This window comes from Pedobacter caeni, from assembly GCF_900129215.1.
Classification (GTDB): domain Bacteria; phylum Bacteroidota; class Bacteroidia; order Sphingobacteriales; family Sphingobacteriaceae; genus Pedobacter; species Pedobacter caeni.
This window is the reverse complement of record NZ_FQUQ01000002.1, coordinates 1,675,097-1,697,396: the sequence shown is the minus strand read 5'-3', so window position 1 is coordinate 1,697,396 and position 22,300 is coordinate 1,675,097. Positions and strand designations below refer to the sequence as shown.

Genomic DNA, 22,300 nt, shown 5'->3' with positions numbered 1-22,300 from the left:
CACGGAAGAACCATCATAAGTAATCGTGACACCCGATAAACCCAAGGGGTTAGTCGTTGCAATTACTGATTTCCCTGTCCCGTCGTAAGTTTGAGCAAGACCACTTAAAGCAATCGAAGCCGTGCCTTTACCAATTACCAGACTGCCTGTCGCATCAGCTGCAGTATAGTTCGCATTGTTCAAACTTGCAACTACCGCATAAGTTCCCGCAGCTGTAGGTACTATTGAAGCACCATCATAAGTAATTGTAACACCCGATAATCCTGCTGGATTAGTAGTTGCAACTACTGATTTCCCGGTCCCATCGTAAACCTGAGAAAGACCACTTAAAACAATTGAAGCCGTACCCTTACCAATTACCAAACTGCCTGTTACATCACTGGCACTGTAGTTTGCATTATTCAAACTTGCAACTACCGCATAAGTCCCTGCATCTGCAGGCAATACAGAAGAACCATTGTAAGTCACAGAAACGCCCAGCAACCCCAATGGACTAGTGGTTGCAATAACTGATTTTCCGGTCCCATCATAGACCTGAGAAAGACCGCTTAAAGCAATTGAAGCTGTTCCTTTTCCAATCACCAGATCTGCACCGGCATAGGTAATCGCATAATTATTGCCAAGTGTTAGGGTATTCAGCTTAATCGCATAATTCCCCACATCTTCACCTGGATCACGATTAAGGCTTCCGGAAAAATTATCACCGGTTAGCGGTGCAGAACTGGTTGTATAAGTCAGTGTCGGATCAGTAGCACCGAAAACCTTAGTTTGGGCATTTGCAGTAATGGTAATTGCAATACCTGTTATATTTGCACTGGTAGTAAGCGTCGTACCATTCAATTGATAATTAAAGGCTTTCAATCCTGCAATACTAATATTACTCAACGTAACTGTTTTGTTCAGCCCTGCGTTCTCATTGTCAAAAGCTGCCGTATAACTCACCGTCAGATCGTAATTATTGATCCTGTCATCGGTTATATTTACAGTTGCAGTAACATTTTTGTCGTAAATTTTATTAATCCCGGCTGCGGTTATGGTTAACACCCTTGGACTTACTGTACTTGAGACCACAGCTTTGGTCACATCAGCTGTCCCCAGACTCCCCACCACAATATTCCCTGTATAAGTCCCTGCTTCAGCATCTGCTGACAATCTTAAATATATTGTTGTCAAAGCTACTGATCCGCTTGTCTGAGCTAAAGTAACTGTCCTCGAAAAACCAGTCGTAGCAGAGCGGGAAACTTCAAACCCAACAGGAGCATTAACCTTTATATCTGCTGATAAACTGCTGCCTTCAACATTAAAACTGGTATTTACTGATGCCGTCCCATAATCGGTATTTAAGGCCGTAACTGTCCCTGTTACCAAAATTGAGGAGGGTATAGCAACAGCAATATTTACGTTCGTTGCACTGCTGCCACCTTCATTATAGGCCGTCACTGTAAAATCCTTTGCAGCAGAAAGCGTAGTTGGCGTACCGCTGATTTTGCCGGTGGTCTGATCAAAGACCAAACCATCAGGCAGTTCCGGACTAATTGTATAACCTGTAGTAGTAATCTTTTTAAGCTGCGGATTAGTATTGTCCATTTCATATACATTCCCCTTTACATCTACTGCCAGACTAGTGGGACTGTTAAAGCCAGAACCAATCGTACTGATGCTCCCATCTATCGCCGATATTCTTTTAACCGCATTCTCCGTTCTCGCGCTCACATAAATATTTCCGATCGGATCTATCGCAACCCCAACAGGAACACCGAGATTTGCCACAACAGACATAGAACCATCTGAGGCCGAAATCTTTTTAAGCACATTATTTCCACTATCTGACACATACAAATTACCTGTTGCATCAACTGCAACCCCTAAAGGCCGGGAAAATCCAGGGCCAAGGTTAATCATTGCCTCGGAAGTTATTTTGAACACATTGTCAAAACCAGAAGAAAAGTCCGTTACATATACATTTCCCGCGGCATCTGTTGCCACACCCCTCGGGCCATTATAAAGACTGCCATCGCCAACATAAGACATGGCATCATCAAGGGCTCCGACTTTCATCACCTTCCTAAGAAAAGCATCGGCCACAAACACATTTCCGGATGCATCCAGCGCAATTCCCGCCGGTGCATTAAAGCCCGATCCAAAATCTACCCTCACATTCCCCCCCGGTGGAATTCTTGATACCTTACCATAGACCCCGTCGGAAACATATATATTGCCTTTAACATCTACTGCCAGGCCATTAGGACTGCTAAAACCTGAAGCCAGGCTAACCACACTACCATATACCGTTGCAGGTACCGCCCCTCCCGTATTGACCGGCAATACCGGAGTAATTGCCGTCCCTAATGCGAATACCTGTTGACCATAACTAATCACAGGTGTAGCAGGCAGTATATTAACTGCAGCCGGATTTCCTGAAGCAGTGCTGCTCAGATATTTTTCACTTCCCGGCAAACCATCATATTCAAAAACGATGACCTGATAAACATTTGGAGCTTCCAAACCGGTAACATCTACAGTAGTCCCACTCCCCTTATATACACAATACCAATCTGCTCCTAATTGTGATCCGGAGCCAAAAACCGGATTAGCAGTATAACTGACATCAGTTGCAGGATAAACATTACCAAGTGTATTTTTAGCAACAAATACCAGCCTGGACTCCCCATCCCCTTTTGTCCAGCTGATGGTAGCTTTTGTGGAGCTCTTATTGGTAAATACAATTGTTTTTGTCTGTACAGACGGGACCTTAAACACGCTTATCTGAAGATTTGCTGTACTACTTCCTCTGGAATTATAGGCCGAAACCGTGTAGTTTTTTGCCACAGAGAACTCAGTAGGTGTACCGCTGATCACACCTGTTTGCTTGTTAAAATTTAATCCCGCAGGCAAAGCAGCGCTGATCTCATAGCCACTCAGCGCCAATTTGCTGACTTTTTTTACACTTCCCAATGAAGTGATACACAGATTACCGAAAAAATCTATTGCCAGGCCGCCAGGAAGATCTAACCCCGTTACCAATGTACTCAACGTACCATCAACAGCCACCTTCTTCACCGAATTGCTCCCCTGATCACTCACATAGATATAGCCAAGAGCATCCAACGTCAGCCCAAAAGGCTTGTTAAACCCCGCCCCCACTGTACTGATCAAACCATCAGTAACTGAAATCTTTTTAACCAGATTGGCCCCTCTGTCAGCGACATATATATTTCCCTCAGCATCCACCGCAATACCCGTAGGTTCCACAAAATCTGAAGAAACCACCACCCGCGCAGCTCCCGAAACCGGTAATTTTGTAACCGAATGCTTTCCTTGCTCAATCACGTAGATAGTGCCAGATGCATCCAATGCAATGCCCGTCGGTGAATCTAAACCACTCGCAATTATACTCCCATTAAGAGAAGAAGTAATTTTTTGAATGGTACCATTCCCCACGTAAGTCTGATACAGGCTTCCCAATGGATCAATTGCTAATCCTTCTCCACGGGGATACGCAGGCACAAGAGATGAAGGGTTACCATTAGGAGCGATTTTCTTAATGAGATCATCTTTAAGATCCGAAACATATAAATTCCCAAACCCATCGGCTACGATACCCGGTGAGTTAATACCTGATGCAATTGTACTCTGCTCGCCATAATTATAAGCAGGCACAGCACCTCCGGAATTAACAGGAATAAGATTAGTAATGGCTTTCCCCTGCACATATCCCTGGGGTGTATGATAACTGATCGCCGGAGATTGTTGCGGTATAAATACATAACCAGGATTGCCGGGAGAAGAACCGGATAAATACTGCGGACTTCCGGTATTATTATACTCAATCACCATCACTCCATAGGTATTACCTTCCGTTAAACCACTCACATTTACTGAAGAACCATTTCCATTATAAACACAATACCATCCGCTTGAACCAATCTGATTACCGGATCCAAATACCACATTGCCACTGTAAACCATCCCATCAACAGGTGTTACCGCTTCTACAGCAGGCTTGCACATAAATACGGCCCTTGATGTTCCCAGACCTGAAGTCCAGCTCACCGTAGTTGCCTTATTCGTTGTCCCACTAAACTTAATGTTACCTGCAGAGGGATCCACTACACCAATATTGACAATTGTCTTACTGAGTCCTCCGGTATTATAAGCGGTAATCGTATAATCTGTGGCTGCAGAAACCACCAATGGAGTACCACTAATAATTCCGGTCCTACCATCAAAGCTAAGTCCTGCAGGTAATGCCGGACTAATCGTATATCCATTGGTAGAGACTTTCACAATCGGAACATCAATAAATGGACTGCGATAGACCACATAGAGGTTTCCCGCCCCGTCCATGGCAATTTTTTCCAGAATGTGATATGGCCCGGTTACAGTGCTGACTGAACCATCCAACACAGATATTTTTTTGACAACCCTTGCCGAATAATCACCAACATATACGTTACCAAGCGCATCTGTCGCCAAACTGTTGGCCATTAAAAAATCGTAACCTATAAGCGTTACGTTCCCTTCCGGGCTGATTTTTTTGACCTTATCCTGGTTCAATTCCGTCACATATAAATTTCCTTGTAAATCAATGGCCATACTCAGAACCTTGCTAAGCGGACTATTGACCACAAAATCAGACATCGAACCATCAGCCACAGAAATCTTCTTAATAGCGCCCCCAAACAGTGACAGATAAATATTGCCATCAGTATCGACACATACACCTGTACCATCACTAAATCCTGAAGCAATCACTGACATCGTACCATCCGAAGCCAGAATCTTATAAAGTTTATTATCAAAAATGATATAAACATTTCCTGCCAAATCTGTTTCAATACTTGCTGGCTGACTAATACCTGAACCAATAATTGTGGTACTGCCATCTGACGCATTAATTCTTTTAATCTTACTGTTGTTGCCTCCGATATAAATATTACCCGCAACATCTGCTTTTAAATCCATAAGATATGCGGCATCACACTTGCCAAAAGCATTAGGGGCTCCATAAATTTCGGCCGGCACATTCCCCCCGGTATTATTCGGAACCGCTGTATTTAAATGTTTTGCAAAAAAGGTTTTCGCCCCCCCATAACTGATTGCCGGTAGTTGTGGCAACACCGCGAGATTAGCCCGGTTACCAACACCTGCAGTCGCAAAATAATGTTCGTTTCCAGGCAGCCCGTCATACTCTACGACCATTACCTTATAACTCTGACCGGTAATCAGGCCTGTCACGTTAACAGAAGAACCGGTGCCATTATAAACGCAATACCAACCGCCAGAACCAAGCGCCGTACCTGAACCAAAAACCGAAGCGGCTGTATAACTGCTGCCATTCACAGGGCCGGTATTACCACCAATATTTTTTGTCATAAAGACAAGTCTGGATGATCCATTGCCATTTGTCCAGTTCAGCGTAGCTGAAGTTCCGGTTTTATTGGAAAAAGACACATTACTGGCCTGTACCGGGGGGGTAGTAACACTGATGTTCAATATTGCTGTAGCCTTTGAGCCAGTATTATGATGAGCAGTAATGGTATAATCAGTTGCCGCGCTTGCCACATTTGGCGTCCCGCTAATCACCCCCGTAGAGCTATCAAATACCAAACCCGAAGGCAGCGCCGGACTAATATAATAACCACCATTTTGCTTTGCCTGAGCCAGCCCAATGGTGTAATTCTGCGTAGTCACACATACGTTTCCGGAAGCATCCACAGCAACACAACCAAGTGTCGGATTACCGACGGTACCAATATTTGTTTTAACTCCATCTACGACTCTGTAAATGATGTTATTGTATTGCACTACATACAGATTCCCTAAATTATCAGCTGTCAGGCCAGCGATAGATGTAAAGCCCTGGCTAACGATCGTAAGCCCCGATAAAGGCACCGGAGCACTCCTGTCCAAGGGTATTTTATAAATGATATCTGATCTCCCCTTTCCTGTCGCATATAAATTACCTGCAGGATCCATCGCCAGCATTCCCAGATTCGATACTGCACTGCTGATCAGTGTCACGCTGCCATCCTGTGCAGAGATCTTTTTAATATTATCGACACTGTTTTCAGCCACATAGATATTACCTGCACGATCTGTGACCACACTATATGGATAATAAAACCCGGTACCTACCATTGTTTTCACTCCTGCCGGCGTAATTTTATAAACTGATCCCGGATCTGAAGAATCGAGAATGTAAGTATTACCCAAGGCATCAATATTCAATGATTTGGAATTATAATTATCCGGACTGAACTCAGTATATGAACCACCACCCGGAGGTATCCGAATCAGCTTATTCATCATAATGGTATACATGTTTCCCGAAGGATCAATCGCTATCGGCCCCAACGTATAAGCTAGCGGATCAAATATTTTAGTTTGCACTGCTGCATATCCAAAAGGAGATACATTATTTGCTATAGGTGTAACTGCTGTAATCGCTGTACCGGTCTGGTAAACTTTCGGGCTGTTACCATAACTGATTACAGGTGTTTGCGCGGCTACTGAAAACGGTAGCAGCAGCTTTATCAATAGGATCAATAAAGCTGCCCGGTATTTTACCGTTTTCATTAAAAAAAGAGCGTATTCTAATAAGTAAAGTTTATTCATATCATCATTGGATTCAATTGTTCGATACCACATTTCGAAAATGAGCGCATGGGTTTAAATATTGTTTTCGAAGTAAATAACCGGGACTGCAGGGGCGATTAAACAGTCGGGGAATATTTTGTAAAGGAACAGAAGTCCTGATGAAAAGCTGAAAAACGGGTATCGACAAAGTGTATACATGCCGATTTATTTCACAGGTACAGTAAAGGAGAAATGATTAAAGAATAATGCTGAAATAAAGGAGGTTAGCTCATATTTACTGCAAACTTGTTCATCTTTTTATTTAACCTTGCCTTTGCCTGTCTGACGCTGGCCGGTTCAATATTGAGCAATGTGGCAATTTCCTTTGTAGAGAGATTGATATGGAAGTAAGCATATAACCTCAACTCATTATTGGTCAGGCTTGGATGTTTAACACGAAGGTTTCCGAAAAAATCAGGATGTACCTGTTCAAAATGAAGCTTGAATTTCTCCCATTCTGAATCAAGATACTGACTATCCTTTATGGAGCTCTCTATATTTTTTAAAGCCGGATATTTATCATCAGGATAATGCTTACTAATGTCCTTGATCTGGAGCTTCAGATCGGAAAGCAATTTGTTTTTCTGGTGGATGTATACACTATTACCGACCAGTTCCCGTTCATTCGCTTCCAGTCTTTGCTGCAGGAGGTCGTTCTTATTCTTCTCTTCCCGAATGGCATTAATGATCTGCTGATTTTCTTCCTCAGCAAGCAACCGTTTATATCCTGTTACAGCGATATCTGTTTCCAGTTTTATCGTTTCCTGCTCTTTTAATCTAAGCTCTTCATTAACTATTCTGACCCGTGCAACCAGGGCAACGGCGAAGGTAAGAATCTGAGAAAGTATAGCCAGTTCCGGTAAAACAGAAGTGTTGTTGGTATAGGTTGGGGCCGAATTAATGATGTAATAGCATGCTAAACCAGCCCCAAAAATCAGAGGCAGTGTATTTGCCAGTAAAAAATATTTTGCGGCAATGATCCTTCTTTTGTAAGCCGCCATACTGGTTAAAAAGATGGTAAGAACAATAAGCAACACTAAAATATTGTCCATCATCAGGGTATAATGATCCAGATAATACCACCCTGTGATGGTTACTATTGCCGGAATGAATCCGTAAGCCGCATACACATAAATCATGTATTTCAGTACCCCGTCGTGTACAGGTAACAATTTCTTAGTATTCAGGTAAGTTCTGGTCAATTGGATCATGCCAAAAAAAATCAGAATTATACCGATGTGAAGCAAAAAGGAATTGAGGTTATAATGATAAACAGATCCATCTGTATTTAATCGTAGATTATATCCCGTAAAAGGAATCAATGCATTAAAGAAATGCTTAAATGCAGTAATAAAGATGATTGCCCCGATTTGAATAACCAATCCATAAAGATAAATCTGCTCCTTTAAATGAAAATAGATATATAGATTATAGCAGCTGAAACTAAGTAATACCGCAATACAAATGTACCAGGTAAGCCATGAAATCTTTTCACGGCCATCAAATGAAATCTCTTTATTCAACAGGATAACAGGAGCTATAGCATGTCTATAAGACTTGATGTCAGAGACATCGACTTTAAAATATAATACATTTTTTGTCTGCCCCTTAAAACTAAAAGAGATAACACCTCTTTCCCTTTGCAGATCTGCTACCGCTGGTCCCGAAGTACGACAAATCCATTTTTTATGGAGATCATCAAAAGAGTAAAGAGAATAATTGAGTGGTACAGAAAGAGAGATGCGATAGTGCTCCTGATTAGGATAAGGGTTTTCTATGATCGTTTTTATCCAATAATAATCTGCGCCAGTCCTGTTCAAAGAACTGTTATTCCTAAAAACAAGAGTAGTATCGTTAAGAATTTTATCGAAACTGTAATGCTGGTCAGAAAGCACGCCATAAGTCCTGACCTGCAAAAATTCAGCATTAGTTAATACCTGTATATTTTGTGCTGATGATGCAAAAGAAATACAGAAGAGGAAACAACATAAGTACTTTTTGACAGAAGAAGGCATTGTTGCGGTGTGTACTACATTTAAGGCTAAAGTTAATGTTTTATCTACAAAACCACCAAATATTTATCATGGGTTTATCACCCTTCTTTTTCTCTTTTTGTAAACGACTTTAAATTAGATTTGTAAGATGAGCTATGTTAAACAAATATTCTTCTCCCTTGTGGTTTTACTTGCTTTCTTTTCCTGCAAAGACAAAAGACATGATAAAAGCAAAGAATACCTGCTGGACGCTTATGCTTTTAATCTTGTTGCTGATGTGACCTTCCGCGAACAGAGGTTGGCGGCTTTTATGCGAAAAGCAATTCAGGAGAAAAAGAAAATCATGATAAACCCCAATAGAGTCGATACGGTGTTTGGGAACAAAAAGTATATAGATGATTATGACAAGGGTATCCTCAATGACGGTTTAGATTCCATATTATTAGTTGGCAAAAAAAAGCCTGTTGAACATCTGGATAATCTGACCAGGGAAGAAAGCAGGTATTTGCAGGAAAAAACAACCGATTTGGCAAATGTATTTCATCAGATACAAACGACTTACAAAGCCTTTGATAATTATTACAGAAGCAATAGTTTTAATCTGGACAAGGGAAAAAAGGGATTTGCTTTAATAGATTCTATTCAGCGCTTAGACATGAGGTTTACCGCTATAAGCGACAGTATTATTCTGAAGTCGGATGTGATTTATCGCGATATATACCTCATACCGAAAAACACCAGGCCCTCCGCAAAATGTGCATCAGCAATGAAACAAGCTATAAAAACCAGCAACAAATTCAACGCGTTGCTTGACAGCCTTACTTCAGGAACAAAACCCTACAATAAAGCAACGCAAAAAGATATTGCCAAACTAATGGAATCTATCGAAAAAGCGGCGTACGCAGACCCTACTACAACGTTATTCCCTTTGGCACAGAGCAAATTGTTTTGGGAGTACCATTTATATGCCAGATTTAGAGATTTGCAATCTACAATGACCATATATACCTACAGCTTCCGGCACAACAGGCCCACAAAAGAAGATCTTGATTATTTAAAAGATATTGAGCAGCGCATGAAGCATTGCTATGCGCTTTATATAAAGTTGTAGAAGAAAATAAAGAGTAATAAGACCAACTTCTATCAGAAGTAAATAATCCATCATTTAATACAAATTGTCCATTTTTAAAGATGAGCTCATATCATAGCTTTATTAAGCAATTAAACCTATGAATCTAAAACTAGTAAAACATCCCTTTAATGGTAAGATGGTAATTGGCATCATAAGCCTGATCTTACTATTGTCATCATTTAATAAGGGCTATGCTAAAAATATTGCCACTATAACTTTGGATACGGCTTCTCTGGAAAATAAGTCTGCGGTTGTACCTGCTGGTGCCCGATTTATCGCTGCCCTGAAAAAAGGGAAAAAGATCACTATCGTCACTATGGGCACCAGCCTCACTGGTGGTGAATGGTGCTGGCCTGATGTGATGATGAACAACTGGCTCAAAAAAGCGTTTCCCGGACAAATCACCTTCTTTAACGAGGGGGTCAGTGCCTCCTCTTCCAGCGTGGGTCCCAACAACAACCCCGCCCTTTCCGGCTTAGGTAAGCTTCCTGTTGTTATCGCCCATAAGCCAGACGTGGTATTCATTGAGTTTACTACAAAAGATGCCTACCTGCCCTATAAAATCTCGTTGGAGGACTCAAGGAAAAACCTCAATTTAATCATCGATAAGATCCTTTCTGCTAACCCCAATACCGAGATTATCCTTCAAACGATGAACACAGTAATGGACAAACCCGGCTCAGGATCCCATGCCTCCGATCGCCCTAAGCTTGCTGAGTATACACAAGGTTATAGGAATGTTGCTAAAGCCCGGGGACTACTTATTGTTGACCACTATCCCAATTGGGAGAAGCTGATGAAGGAAAATCCGGGAGTCTTCGATCAACTAGTACCTGACCGCATCCACCCGCAGCTCTCAGGCTATAAGAAAATTCTTCTGCCTGAATTAAAAAAAATACTGGCTCCTACCTCAGCAGCACCAGATAAATGAAGATATTGACCAATTATAAAACAGCTTTCTATAAAGAATCATCAAAGAACTAAAACTAATTTTCTTTTGTTGCTACAACACATGAACTGTTTCTGTAGAGAATACTGCACCCAGTCTGGATTATTCCATTAACCAGCTCAACCTGTCTGATGACTTCACAAATGCTACGATAGATTCTTACGGGCTAATCTGGCTCGGCGAGCAGCTCAAAATAATGAAATAGAGCTAATTATTAAGCAAATCGTATCAATATTTCTACAGATCATATCGATCTTAAAAGGCACGGGTATCTTACATTATAATTGAATTATATTTAATCTAGTGAAGAACACTATCCTCATGTTCAATGACGATAACACGCTTCATTATTTAAAAATAAATTCTCTCATTATGGCAAATAACGGACAAAACCACATCTACCCTGACCATCCTGTTTTCGTTAAACCAACAGCACCTCAGGTTATACTTGTCCCAGATTCCCAAATATGAGCTTATACGAAACCAAACTTACGATTGTCGTTCCATGCTATAATGAGTTTCAAAGATTCCCCACCCCTATTTTTAAAAATTACATTTCCAGCAACCCTGCTATTTTGTTCTGTTTTGTTAACGATGGAAGTACCGATGATACCCTCTCTATTTTAAATGAATTGAAGATCCTGAGCCCCGGAAATGTGCTCATTCTGCCTTTATCCATAAATGTGGGGAAAGCAGAAGCCATAAGATTTGCCGTGAACCATAATAAAGGCGAAAAGAGATCGGAGTACATCGCCTTTCTGGATGCAGATCTGTCTACCCCTATCGGGGAACTCCTGAGGGTTTTCTCTATCATGAAAAAGCAAAACCTCCTGCTCGCTTTTGGTTCCCGTGTATTTGTTTTCGGGAGCAACATCAAAAGAGTAGCCTTACGTCATTACTTCGGACGCGTGGTTGCTACTATGACCAGTTTGATTTTAGATCTCGCCATTTATGATACCCAATGTGGAATCAAAATATTCAAAAGTGACCTGGCCGAGCAACTCTTTTTCAAAAAATTTATAAGCAGGTGGCTTTTTGATGTCGAAATATTTGCAAGAATAAAGATGCTGTACAGCGCAGATCAGCTGACCGGGATTATGAAAGAGGTTCCACTGATCGAATGGATCGAAAAAGGAGATTCCAGGATAAAATTCATTGACGTGATCAAAGTCCCCTACCTGCTCATGAAGATCAAAGTCGCTTACAGAAAGAACGGCCGTCACTGGCTAAAGAGCTGACAAACCTTACGCTTAAAACCAAATATAAATGAAAAATGAGAAAGAATTCACTGCACTGGTAATCGGGGCAGGCCCTGGTGGACTAACAGCTAGTTATGAACTACTCACCAGGACAAATATCAAGGTCATCGTTTTTGAGGGATCAAATCATATTGGAGGTATTTCTAAAACCATTAATTACAAAGGCAACCGGATCGATATCGGAGGGCACCGGTTTTTCTCAAAATCCGAAAGAGTCATGGAATGGTGGAAAATGTTTTTTCCCATACAAGATGTATCGCAAACTGATCCCCAGCCCGTGATTGCTGAGAAGCAGTACCCTGATCAGGCAGCTTTGAAAAAAGCCAACAACGTAATGCTGATCAGAAATCGGCTCTCCAGAATTTTCTATTTGCGCCGCTTCTTTGATTATCCTTTGAGTCTTAGTCCAAAAACATTAAGGAATCTGGGAATTACCAGAATTGTAAAAATTGGATGGGGCTACACTTTAATCAGGTTCTTCCCTATTAAAAATGAAAAGAATCTTGAAGATTTTTTCATTAATCGCTTTGGAAAAGAACTTTATACTACCTTTTTTAAGGATTATACAGAAAAGGTCTGGGGTATCCCATGTGATCAAATACAATCCGATTGGGGCGCCCAGCGCATAAAGGGGTTGTCTGTATCCAAAGCCATTTACCATGCCATAACTATGGCCTTCAAAAAGAATTCATCTATAGAACAAAAGAAAACTGAAACCAGTTTGATCGATAAGTTTATGTATCCTAAGTATGGTCCCGGTCAGCTATGGGAAGAAGTTGCAGAAATTATAAAAGAAAAAGGTGGCCAGGTTATTCGCAATCATACAGTCAACAAAATTGAATGGATCGACAAAGATCACGTTCAGCTCACCGTTTTGGATGTATTAAAAAACGAAAGTAAAGTCTATTCAGGAAATTACCTGTTTTCAACAATGCCGGTAAAGGACCTGATCAACAGTATGGGAAATACGGTTACAGATCACATCAGACGCATAGCCAATGGACTGCCTTACAGGGATTTTATGACAGTTGGACTACTGCTCAAAAAATTAAGGATAAAAAATAACGGAGACTCTGATCAGAAACTGATCCCGGATAATTGGATTTATATCCAGGAAAAAGATGTTGCTATCGGAAGATTACAGATCTTTAACAATTGGAGCCCGTATATGGTTGCAAATCCGGATCATGCATGGGTTGGACTGGAATATTTTTGCAATGAAGGAGATGATTTATGGTCTATGAAAGACGAACAATTTATTAAGTTCGCCATTGACGAACTCGTTAAAATTGAGATTGTATATCATGAAGATGTTTTAGACAGTACATTGCTCCGGGTACCTAAGGCCTACCCTGCCTATTTTGGGACTTATAACGAGATTAATGATGTCATCGAATTCACCAATTCGTATGAGAACATGTTTCTTATCGGCAGAAATGGCATGCATAAATACAATAACCAGGACCACTCGATGTTAACAGCAATGGTTGCGGTAGACAATATTATCGGGAATCAAACAGACAAAAGAAATATGTGGGAGATCAACACAGAAATGGAATACCATGAAAAGGACAAGAAAGCCAAATCCAGCATTTAATCTCCTGAGGGTAGAATCAAAAATATTTTTCATGGCATTAATTGTGTTTTTTATGGCAGCCACATTTGTGCTGCTAAAAAATAAAGCTACATTTTCAAATGCTACAGTAATTGGCCCCAGAGGAATAGTTGAACATATTGGAATACCTTACAGCTCAAACCAGGATGGGGATATAGGCATGTATACCTATAGCGTGACCTTAAAAAACTCCATCCTCTTTTCAGGGACGCTTCACGTTACCCCCGACGATTGTATCACCAGCATCCGCATTAATGGTCAGCTCCAACCTGAACTGCTAAAAGAAACGCAGCATATCTGTGATTGCATCAATGGTCTTTATATCGATCTCAAACCTTACCTCAGTAAAGGCAACAATCAGATTATTATGGAAATCCGGAATACCCATGGATTTTACGGCCTGAAGATGATCGATAAGACTTTCTACGAAAAATATACCATTGGTTTATGCCTCATTTTTATACTCCTGTTTGTTAACCTGAAACAGCTGTTCCTGTACCTTCGCGATCAGTTTTATGTTGTTTTCCAGCAAAATCCATCGTTGAGCTGGCTGCTCAGTGGGCAACTGCTCGTATTCGTCCTCCTCATTCTGGCCGGAATGCGCCATGACCTTGCTGCCCCCTGGTATAAATGGTCAATTATTGCCTTGTTGATCTCTTGCGTATGGGTTCCTTTAAATCTCTCGATTTATAAAAAATTCCTGTACGGGAAAGCCGCATCTTTACTCTTTCTGTTTTCCATATCCATTTCAGTGGCTTATCTGATCGTCTTACCGCACGATGTCTTTTCTTATGACTATGAAGGTCATCTAAGCTATATCCGCTACATTATGGAAAGAGGTCATGTACCAGTTTCTTCAGGTGGATGGTCGTTCTACCACCCATCCTTATACTACCTCAGCATCACCTTACTCTTAAAAATAACGAATGCCGGAGGTTACTTTACACCGGAAGAACTTCCCAAAATCATCCAGGCCTGCTCCCTTCTCTTTTTCATGGTCTACATCTATTTCTCCCTGAAAACTATAGACAAGATATTCAGAAGTTTGCCTGCTTTAGCTGATAAAAAGAAAGACAGGATATTCAAAACTGCCTACCTGCTGACGATTGCTATTTTTCTTTACTGGCCATCGAATGCCATCGTTTCAGTAAGAGTAGGGAACGATATTCTGTTTGATCTTTTTTATGCAATGTCATTTTATTTTATCGTTTGCTGGTGGTTTTCGAAAAAAACAGGCGCATTTGCAGCTGCCTTGATTTTTGCAGCTTTGGATGTCTGGTCCAAGACGAACGGCCTGATGTTGTTTGGGCTGATTGGCTGTTTACTGGTAATCAGATACTTCCTGGACAAAGAAAAGACAAGGGATAGAACAAGGTACTTTTCAAAACTGTGTCTTTTAGGGATCTTCTCCCTTTTTGTTGGTTATTATGCATTCCAGGAAAAATTTGAACGCCTGAAAGCCGACCCCGATATGCCTATAATTGTCGGAAATGCCAATGGCTTAGGTCCGGGTTTTCTGGTGGAAAACAAACCGGCCAATTTTTTCTTCTTAAATCCTGTTAAATTCATCAATATCCCTTTTACAAGTTCGCTTGATCCTACAAAGGGAAGAGAGAATTTTTGGTTCTATTTAACAAAATCAAGCCTGTTTGGTGAATTTAGCCCAGAGGGGGAACATACGGTCTGGTTTGCGAAAATACTAAGTTTCTTTTTCCTGCTTTTCTGGACAATAGGGAGCATGAGTTTCTATTTTGCTTTCAAACAAAAAGAACCTTACACACCTGTCCTGGCCAATATCTGCCTGTTGATTATTGCCATGATCGTATTCAGAATCTATTACCCTTATTCCTGTTCTAATGATTTCAGGTATATCTACCCCGCCGTTCTTCCTTTTGCGATCCTCACGGGAAGCATCCTGTTATTTTTGACAAACAGCAGATGGCTGAGGTATCTGACTATGGGAATTATGCTCTGTTTTTTAATTGCGGCAGTGTCTTTTCAGCTGAATGTCCTGCACGGTTATCCGATCCATTTATAATGAAGAAAGTCGTTAAGAAAACAGACCTGGATGAAAAGTGACAGCAGGTAAAAAAGGATGAGGTAATTTTTAAAGGGATCAGCAAATTTCAGGACCAGCAAAGAACAAAAAAACGTCACATAAAACGTCAAGGGTAAAGTATGCTGATATACACCTGTAAAATAAACACAAAAAATCAGGAGTAGCGCGAGTGCCAGTATCTCGGACTTTTCAGGTTTAAAATTCCTTACCAGCCAAAGGATGTAGATGAGGAAAAAGGGGCTGCAAAAAAGATGTCGGTTTAAACTCCATATATTTGTTGCCCCCTTCACATTGAAAGTGAAGAAAGTATCCAAAAACGTCGTTCCTGCCAGGCAGAGTGCAGAAAAAACAACCGCTTTGGGGAGGTTATGAAATGGATAGAGATCCCGGCGGCGGACCGATAAAAAAATCCATTTCAGGCAATGAAACGCAGCGATTGATCCAATCACAAACGCTGCACCATCTACTCCGATGATCCTTTCCGGATCATAAGTAGTTAATGGGAACTTTGGAAAGATCCAGTGTCTTTTCCAGAACTGTTGGATGTCGAGAAAATAAAACCACCTACCCGTTTGCCGGAATTGTACGCAGGCAGAAATCATTAGTCCTGCAGTGCATGCAGCAATACTATAGAATAGATTTAAAAGCAGTCTCCATTTCGGTTGTTTTTTATCATAAGTCAATATTTCCGTAAGTATTATTGCCGGTATGAACAAAAGAGAAACAGACCTTACGGTAGCTGCCAGCAGAAAACCGGTGATCTTAATCGGGCTGCACTTTAACCGATAGCCCAATAAGATCATTGCCGCAAACATAAAGGACAAGGATTCTGAATAAGGTAATGCAAAAAAAATAAAAGATGGGCTGCCAAGCACGATCAATAAGAAAATTGGGGAGACTTCTTGTTTCCTGATCAGCAAATAAAATGAAGTGACAAAGATGGCCAGATTGAGCAGACAAATGGAAACGGCCGACAACTGGCTTAATTTCCACAGGAATGGGAACAGCGGAAAAAAAGCCATATTACAAACTTGTGAGGGCACAAAAACATAGCCCTTCTCCCTGATATCATGATACCAAAAGGCATCCCAGTTCAATAAATTTTGTTCATCCGGAACCGCATCTATCACTTGAAAATGAAGTAGCAAAAGGTACGCGATGATAAAAATATTGAGGTGCAAAAAAATAATGAAAGGCGTTCTGTTCATTTGAAAGGCATTATCTGATCTGATAAATCAAACCGTTCCTGAGTTAATTTTACATGGTTATTTTTCCGAAAGGTAATGAGGTAATTCGCTCCAAAATTCCATAAGAATACGATGACCGTTGCCAGGCATTTACTGAAATAAAATTCATGATGTAACTGCTGATGGGCCACATAGATAATGATGCTATGAAACAACAAACCTATTGCTGAAACACCAATAAATGTTAAATAAAGATTAAAACTGAGCTTTTTTGCTTTTCGGAATGTCCAGAATGAATTGAGGTAGAAATTGTTCGAAGCAGCGACGAAAAATCCAATGGTATTTGCCACATACAGATTTTGATCCAATATATCCTTCAGAAGAAAAGTTAGGGAAAAGTCAATCGCCGTTCCCAGCAGACCAACCAGTCCGAATTTAAAAACTTTACCGGCGATCTTTTTTAGGTGTATCAGGTCCATATCAAATCATTTAATTAGCCATTGTGCAAAACACAGGTTTACTCTGATTCATATAAAATGAGGTTTGCTTCATTGAGCGTTTGATCATAAAACCTGAGGATTTGCTGTACAAAAGGCCGGAAAGTTTGATATCTGAAATGCATGTGCTCCCTTTCCAGCAGCCTGCCAAGCGCAGGCTTATTTATATTTTCAGCCGGGATCACCAACAGCACTTTACCTTGCTGTTTCTTTCTTTCCAGCCCCTTTAAATCATCCAGATTCCGCAGGGCGAGGAGACTAACGGAACCATGACGATAAAATGTATTTTGTGGGGTAATGTCCTGATAAGGATTAGCTCCTTCCGGATAGATCAACTGAACTTCTTGTTTACCATAATGCCGATAGATGTAGGCAGTCAGTTCAACTTTAGCCAGGCCTGCTCCTCTGCAGCTGATCGCGACCAGTCCGCAAAGGTTATAGCAAAAAATTACAAACAGCCCTACAGCTAATGCCAGTGCATTACTTTTTGGTAATGAGGTACTGACATATTGATAGCCTAAGACGACGAACAATGGCACCAAATTGGCCAGAGGGAACAAAAATCGCAGTTCTTTATGCGGAATCACCGCATGAACCAGCAAAAAAGGGAATAGCGCCCATAAACAGATGTGTCTTGGATTTTTAAGGACAATGATCAGTAAGGAGAGGATGATGAATAACCCAAAAATCCCCGGTGCTTTAAAGATGTAGATAAAATACTGGTACCAGGGTGCAGTACCAAAACTGGAAGCGATATCCTGAAGGATATTGGCTTCAAAATAATTATACAACGTAAACGATGGCGATCCATAAAACCAGCTGTCTACACCTATCCCCAGCAAAAGAACCACTAAGATACATCCGAAAAGGACGAGCATCTCCCGGTAGTTGAGCCTGGCAACAACAATCAGCCAGATCAAAACCCCGAAAACCAGCAAGGCAGATTGAAATCTGAATAATATGGACAGCCCCAGCGCGGCACCTAAAAACAGCAACCAGTTTAATGTCCGCTGATCAGAGACCTTGAATACCTGCGTCAAGGACATTAAAAAGCATAAGCCCGACCAGCTCTCTGAGGAGAAACGCACATTAATGTAAGGTAGAAACCATAAAAAATAAGACAGAAAGATAAAATATGGAAACAGGTTTTTAGAGAGGAAAGGCCTTTGCGTTTCCACAAAGCGGTTAATGACCCAGATGGCGCATCCTGCACTAATTAACCTCAGTAGAAATGCGATGAGATAAGGGCTTTCGATTCCAATAGCATACATCCCCTTAAACAACAGGAAACATAAAGATGGTTGTAAAGCAGACCTTATTTGTGCGTTGTACTCCCATGCCAGTTCTGACACTTGTACCTTTCCGGCTTTGAAACCCGCAAATTCGATGATCTGGAAATGTTCATCCCAATGATGATAACCGGTACTATTCCAGGCCACAATCATATAAACGATCACTACAATAACCAGAAAGTAACCTGAATTTTCTATTTTAAATTTTGTCATTGCGGGAACAGATCATGTTAAACTGATTTATTTGGAGCCAAATTGCCGGGGATAGAACGCAACGCTGAACATAAAAAATTGCTGCAGGTTATTCACTGTTCCTAAACTGATGGTGTTGTTGTCTACGTAACTGATGACATTGGTCCTCTGACGCAACAGGTCATTGGCAGAAAACTTTAACTCCAGCTGCTCCTTTTTTAACATCCTATAATACAGGTTGATGTTCCATATTAAATTTTGTACACTTTTTGCCCCTGTGCTTTCATTTATATTATAGTGCATCTGATTAACGAGCGTGACGCGTTTTGGCCATGACAGATGAAAATCAGAACCAATCGACCTGTAATTAAAACTCAGTTTCTGCGTACCCGATTCACTTTTTATGCGGTTGGTATACCATGAAGTACCCGCATCCAAATCAAGCTGCATACTTTCTGAAAGTACATAGTTGATCTTCCCAAGGACCCTGTAATTTGCATTATCAGACTTACTCAACAATCCGTTCAGATAATATGGGTTTTCTGAGAAGTTGGCATAAGGCATTAATAAAATGCTTAAAGGGGCAGAAAACATCTTAAAAGAACGCATATACTGACCAGAAAAATTGATGTATTTACGCCCATCCAAATTCATCGTATACCCTACTCTCCTCCCCTGGTGATCATAAAAACTACTGTCCGTAAAGCCATCTTTAAAAGCACCAGCTTCTATATCCAGTTTAAACATTCCTTTTCCCGGCCTGTTATTGGAAAAATTTAACCTGACGCTTTGCTGATACTGCTGTTTTAACCCCCTATTGCCTATTTTCATATAAACTTGCTGGGCACTGTCAACAAGCGGGGCTAAATTCTCTATGCCGGGAATTTCGGCAGAGGTGTAATAACCGAGCGAAAAACTTCGCTCATACTTCCCGGCTTTCTGAATGGCATAAGTTAAATTTGCAGAAGGCAGCGCAGTATGATAGGTTCTGCTGATGTTTTGAAAACTTTTCTCCGATTTATTCCTTTGACCAATGACTTGCATTTCCATAAGAACTTCGAATGAAAGCCGCTCATCAGATCGCTGGGCAATATTTTTACCGAAATTGCCATTGAATTTAATTCCCGGCCGCTCTGTTAAGATCTGATAAGTACTTTGATTAGACAAATAGGAATTGAGCGAAGTATACGCTCCACTTTGCGCATCCAGATTATAGACCAAATGATCATTTGACTGCCGGAATTGTGATGCATTGTTGATCAGTTTCGTTTGAATTTTTCTGGCAATTCGTAAAAACTGAGAGACATTTACTTCTCCGTATAAAGACTGACTAATTCCAGTTTGATCAAAAAGGGACCTCCGGTTAAAATCAGTGCTATTCTTCGGACTTCCATTGGAAGAAAATTCACGAAGCATCGTGCTGTATGTATTTTCATTATGATAACGGTTGTTCTCGAACTCATATTTAAGATAAAAATCCTGATATAATTTAGTATCAATACTACTTCTGAAATCGGCATATAACTTCAATCTTTTATTATGATCTGAAAAGTCATTTTTCGTGTTGTATTCGCTGAGTAATGATCCTGTACCATTTAAAGTATTGCTTTTATTTTCGTTTTTATTTCCGGAATTACTTTCTTCGTATTCAGGGGCAAAAAAGAAGGACTTAAATTTCTTATTTACACCAATTGAGCTTCTTAAACTATGCTTATACCGGTAATTACTCCCATTTTCAACATTGTTTCTTTTCAATACATCGTCTGTTAAGGAAACCACTTCATTGACATCTTTTAAAGTTTCATTATTTGACCGGAAACCAAAATACCGGGACTTCGATGTCACTGCTTTGTTTACATCCAGGTCGTAATTAAATCCCCAGGCAGAAAATTTATTCAATCCTTGCTTATAGAAATCAGACTGGTACTTCGAGTTGTCACTTCCTCCGGGTTTGTACACGCTTAGGCGCAACATATCGTCGATGCTGTAAGTTTCTTTATTGGTATTATTTGTAGCAGCCATTAAACTAAGCTGACTCTTAGGAGTAAAAGCATTCAGGGCCACATTACCTTCATATCTCCCCTCAGTTCCTATTCCAGCTCCGATTTTTCCAAACAAGCCCTTCTTTTTACCCTCTTTCAAAGCAATGTTCATCGTTACCGTTGGTGTTCTGATCTCAGAATCGGTATGACTTTGATCATTGTATACCTGAACCTTGTCAATAATGTCTTTAGGAAGGTTTCTCATTGCAATAACGGGATCCGATCCAAAGAAAGGTTTACCTTCAACCAGAAGGCGGCTTACAGCTTTGCCATTCACCGTAATTTTGCCATCGCCCCATACTACGATGCCAGGCACTTTTCTAAGCATATCTTCTACCACCGCATTTTCTTTTGTTTTGAAGGCTTCAGCATTGATTTCCAACGTATCCCCACGCATCACCATTGGCGGACGCTGTGCAACGATCTTTACCTCTTCCAAATTGTTTTCTCTCTTCAACAGAAACAATTCTCCAAGTTCAATTTCGGGGACTTTACTACTGAATCTTATTTTCTTATAAAACGTAGTGTAGTTTACATGGCTCAGACTTAAGGTTAACGTACTGTCCAGGGGGAGCCCTTCCAGTTTAAATGAGCCATTCGCTTTTGTAAACAGATAGGTGAGAATTGCAGAGTCCTTTTGTAAATAGATCGTAACCGTAGCCGCTGAGACAGCAGATTTTGACTCCTTGTCTTTTACTATACCACGTAACAGCCCTTTTACCGGGTTTGAATTTGACTGTCCAAAAGACAAATACCCGAAAAAGCAAATCAGCATCAACACAATAACAGCCGTCTTTTTATTCATATACCGGAACATTTAAATACCTGAATATTTCTTTAAGATATTCTGTGGTCTGGTAAGGCACTTCTTTAAAAGGAACAAATATTTTGGTGGCTTTGAAGTCTGGGGTTAATACAAATAAGAAGGGCAGGTTTTTGTTTTCCAGGGGCAAGCCGAGGTTCGTTCCCGGCAGGCCATAGGTGGCAAAAGCATATTTCTTGTTTCGGGTTTTAATTAAGAAATCTCTTTCCGTGTAGATGTCTGTCAGAATCAGCACTTCCGGAAGCTGATCACGTTTAGTAATCCTGTTGATCTGCGAAACCACTGAATCTACACAAACCTCACAATCAATGTGAGAATACCTCAATATTAACTTAGGTTGATCTCCAACCAGTTCTTTCAAAGAGCGGGCTTGGCCTTCGGGAGTTTTAACCAATGTTTTATTAGAGACCAATTTATTATCGCTGGGAATAACCAGGGTTGGATATAAGTTGTAAAAAGCAGATTTCAGCTTTACAATCGGTCCGTCATCCGCCACTTTCGGAGCAACAATTACCTGCTCCAGTCTGGCTTTAGGTTTCATTAACAGGAACACCAATGTGGTGGTTGTAGCCATCAGCAAGGTCAGTGTCAGATTTAGTAAATTATCTTTGTTCATATTT

12 protein-coding genes are annotated in these 22,300 nt (G+C 40.7%); 5 read left to right on the top strand and 7 right to left on the bottom strand.

Annotated elements, in window-relative coordinates:
• Positions 1-6,579: MBG domain-containing protein (locus BUC20_RS14585; protein ID WP_073231712.1), on the bottom strand; the 6,579-nt coding region annotated here is incomplete at its 3' end.
• Between the two features lie 284 nt (positions 6,580-6,863).
• Complete coding sequence (locus BUC20_RS14580; protein ID WP_159441107.1) at positions 6,864-8,555, bottom strand: 7TM-DISM domain-containing protein; 1,692 nt, start codon at positions 8,553-8,555, stop codon at positions 6,864-6,866.
• Between the two features lie 226 nt (positions 8,556-8,781).
• Here BUC20_RS14580 and BUC20_RS14575 point away from each other — a divergent pair, with 226 nt between their 5' ends.
• The 5 genes from BUC20_RS14575 to BUC20_RS14555 all read left to right on the top strand — a co-directional run bounded on the left by BUC20_RS14575 (position 8,782) and on the right by BUC20_RS14555 (position 15,626).
• Positions 8,782-9,744, top strand: a complete 963-nt coding sequence (locus BUC20_RS14575; RefSeq protein WP_073231710.1) for a hypothetical protein — start codon at positions 8,782-8,784, stop codon at positions 9,742-9,744.
• Between the two features lie 118 nt (positions 9,745-9,862).
• A complete protein-coding gene (locus BUC20_RS14570; protein ID WP_084528879.1) occupies positions 9,863-10,696 on the top strand; it encodes an SGNH/GDSL hydrolase family protein in 834 nt (277 codons plus the stop codon).
• Between the two features lie 485 nt (positions 10,697-11,181).
• Complete coding sequence (locus BUC20_RS14565; RefSeq protein ID WP_073231709.1) at positions 11,182-11,952, top strand: glycosyltransferase; 771 nt, start codon at positions 11,182-11,184, stop codon at positions 11,950-11,952.
• A gap of 28 nt (positions 11,953-11,980) precedes the next feature.
• A complete protein-coding gene (locus BUC20_RS14560; RefSeq protein ID WP_073231708.1) occupies positions 11,981-13,570 on the top strand; it encodes an NAD(P)/FAD-dependent oxidoreductase in 1,590 nt (529 codons plus the stop codon).
• Between the two features lie 52 nt (positions 13,571-13,622).
• Positions 13,623-15,626, top strand: coding sequence for a hypothetical protein (locus BUC20_RS14555; RefSeq protein WP_159441106.1), 2,004 nt, complete (start codon positions 13,623-13,625; stop codon positions 15,624-15,626).
• On the opposite strand, the gene BUC20_RS14550 is transcribed toward BUC20_RS14555, so the two are convergent.
• The 5 genes from BUC20_RS14550 to BUC20_RS14530 are packed head-to-tail and all read right to left on the bottom strand — an operon-like array spanning position 15,608 to position 22,296.
• A complete protein-coding gene (locus BUC20_RS14550; protein WP_073231706.1) occupies positions 15,608-16,855 on the bottom strand; it encodes a hypothetical protein in 1,248 nt (415 codons plus the stop codon). The two genes, BUC20_RS14555 and BUC20_RS14550, sit on opposite strands and share 19 nt — an antisense overlap.
• Positions 16,852-17,313: a GtrA family protein gene (locus BUC20_RS14545; RefSeq protein ID WP_073231705.1), complete on the bottom strand. Its 462-nt coding sequence runs from the start codon at positions 17,311-17,313 to the stop codon at positions 16,852-16,854. Before BUC20_RS14545 ends, BUC20_RS14550 begins: the two co-directional genes overlap by 4 nt.
• A 38-nt stretch (positions 17,314-17,351) precedes the next feature.
• Positions 17,352-18,836: a glycosyltransferase family protein gene (locus tag BUC20_RS14540; protein ID WP_073231704.1), complete on the bottom strand. Its 1,485-nt coding sequence runs from the start codon at positions 18,834-18,836 to the stop codon at positions 17,352-17,354.
• 27 nt (positions 18,837-18,863) lie between these two features.
• A complete protein-coding gene (locus tag BUC20_RS14535; protein ID WP_073231703.1) occupies positions 18,864-21,662 on the bottom strand; it encodes a peptidase associated domain and porin domain-containing protein in 2,799 nt (932 codons plus the stop codon).
• Entirely contained in the window at positions 21,655-22,296 is a 642-nt protein-coding gene (locus BUC20_RS14530; RefSeq protein ID WP_073231702.1) for a hypothetical protein, read from the bottom strand. The genes BUC20_RS14535 and BUC20_RS14530 overlap by 8 nt, the downstream gene beginning before the upstream one ends.
• Positions 22,297-22,300 lie beyond the last annotated feature (4 nt).

Bases quoted from the DNA above. Each gene is read 5' to 3' on its own strand.
- BUC20_RS14575 (WP_073231710.1), top strand. From the start codon at position 8,782: ATGAGCTATGTTAAACAAATATTCTTCTCCCTTGTGGTTTTACTTGCT.
- BUC20_RS14570 (WP_084528879.1), top strand. From the start codon at position 9,863: ATGAATCTAAAACTAGTAAAACATCCCTTTAATGGTAAGATGGTAATT.
- BUC20_RS14565 (WP_073231709.1), top strand. From the start codon at position 11,182: ATGAGCTTATACGAAACCAAACTTACGATTGTCGTTCCATGCTATAAT.
- BUC20_RS14560 (WP_073231708.1), top strand. From the start codon at position 11,981: ATGAAAAATGAGAAAGAATTCACTGCACTGGTAATCGGGGCAGGCCCT.
- BUC20_RS14555 (WP_159441106.1), top strand. From the start codon at position 13,623: ATGGCAGCCACATTTGTGCTGCTAAAAAATAAAGCTACATTTTCAAAT.
- BUC20_RS14550 (WP_073231706.1), bottom strand. From the start codon at position 16,855: ATGAACAGAACGCCTTTCATTATTTTTTTGCACCTCAATATTTTTATC.
- BUC20_RS14545 (WP_073231705.1), bottom strand. From the start codon at position 17,313: ATGGACCTGATACACCTAAAAAAGATCGCCGGTAAAGTTTTTAAATTC.
- BUC20_RS14540 (WP_073231704.1), bottom strand. From the start codon at position 18,836: ATGACAAAATTTAAAATAGAAAATTCAGGTTACTTTCTGGTTATTGTA.
- BUC20_RS14535 (WP_073231703.1), bottom strand. From the start codon at position 21,662: ATGAATAAAAAGACGGCTGTTATTGTGTTGATGCTGATTTGCTTTTTC.
- BUC20_RS14530 (WP_073231702.1), bottom strand. From the start codon at position 22,296: ATGAACAAAGATAATTTACTAAATCTGACACTGACCTTGCTGATGGCT.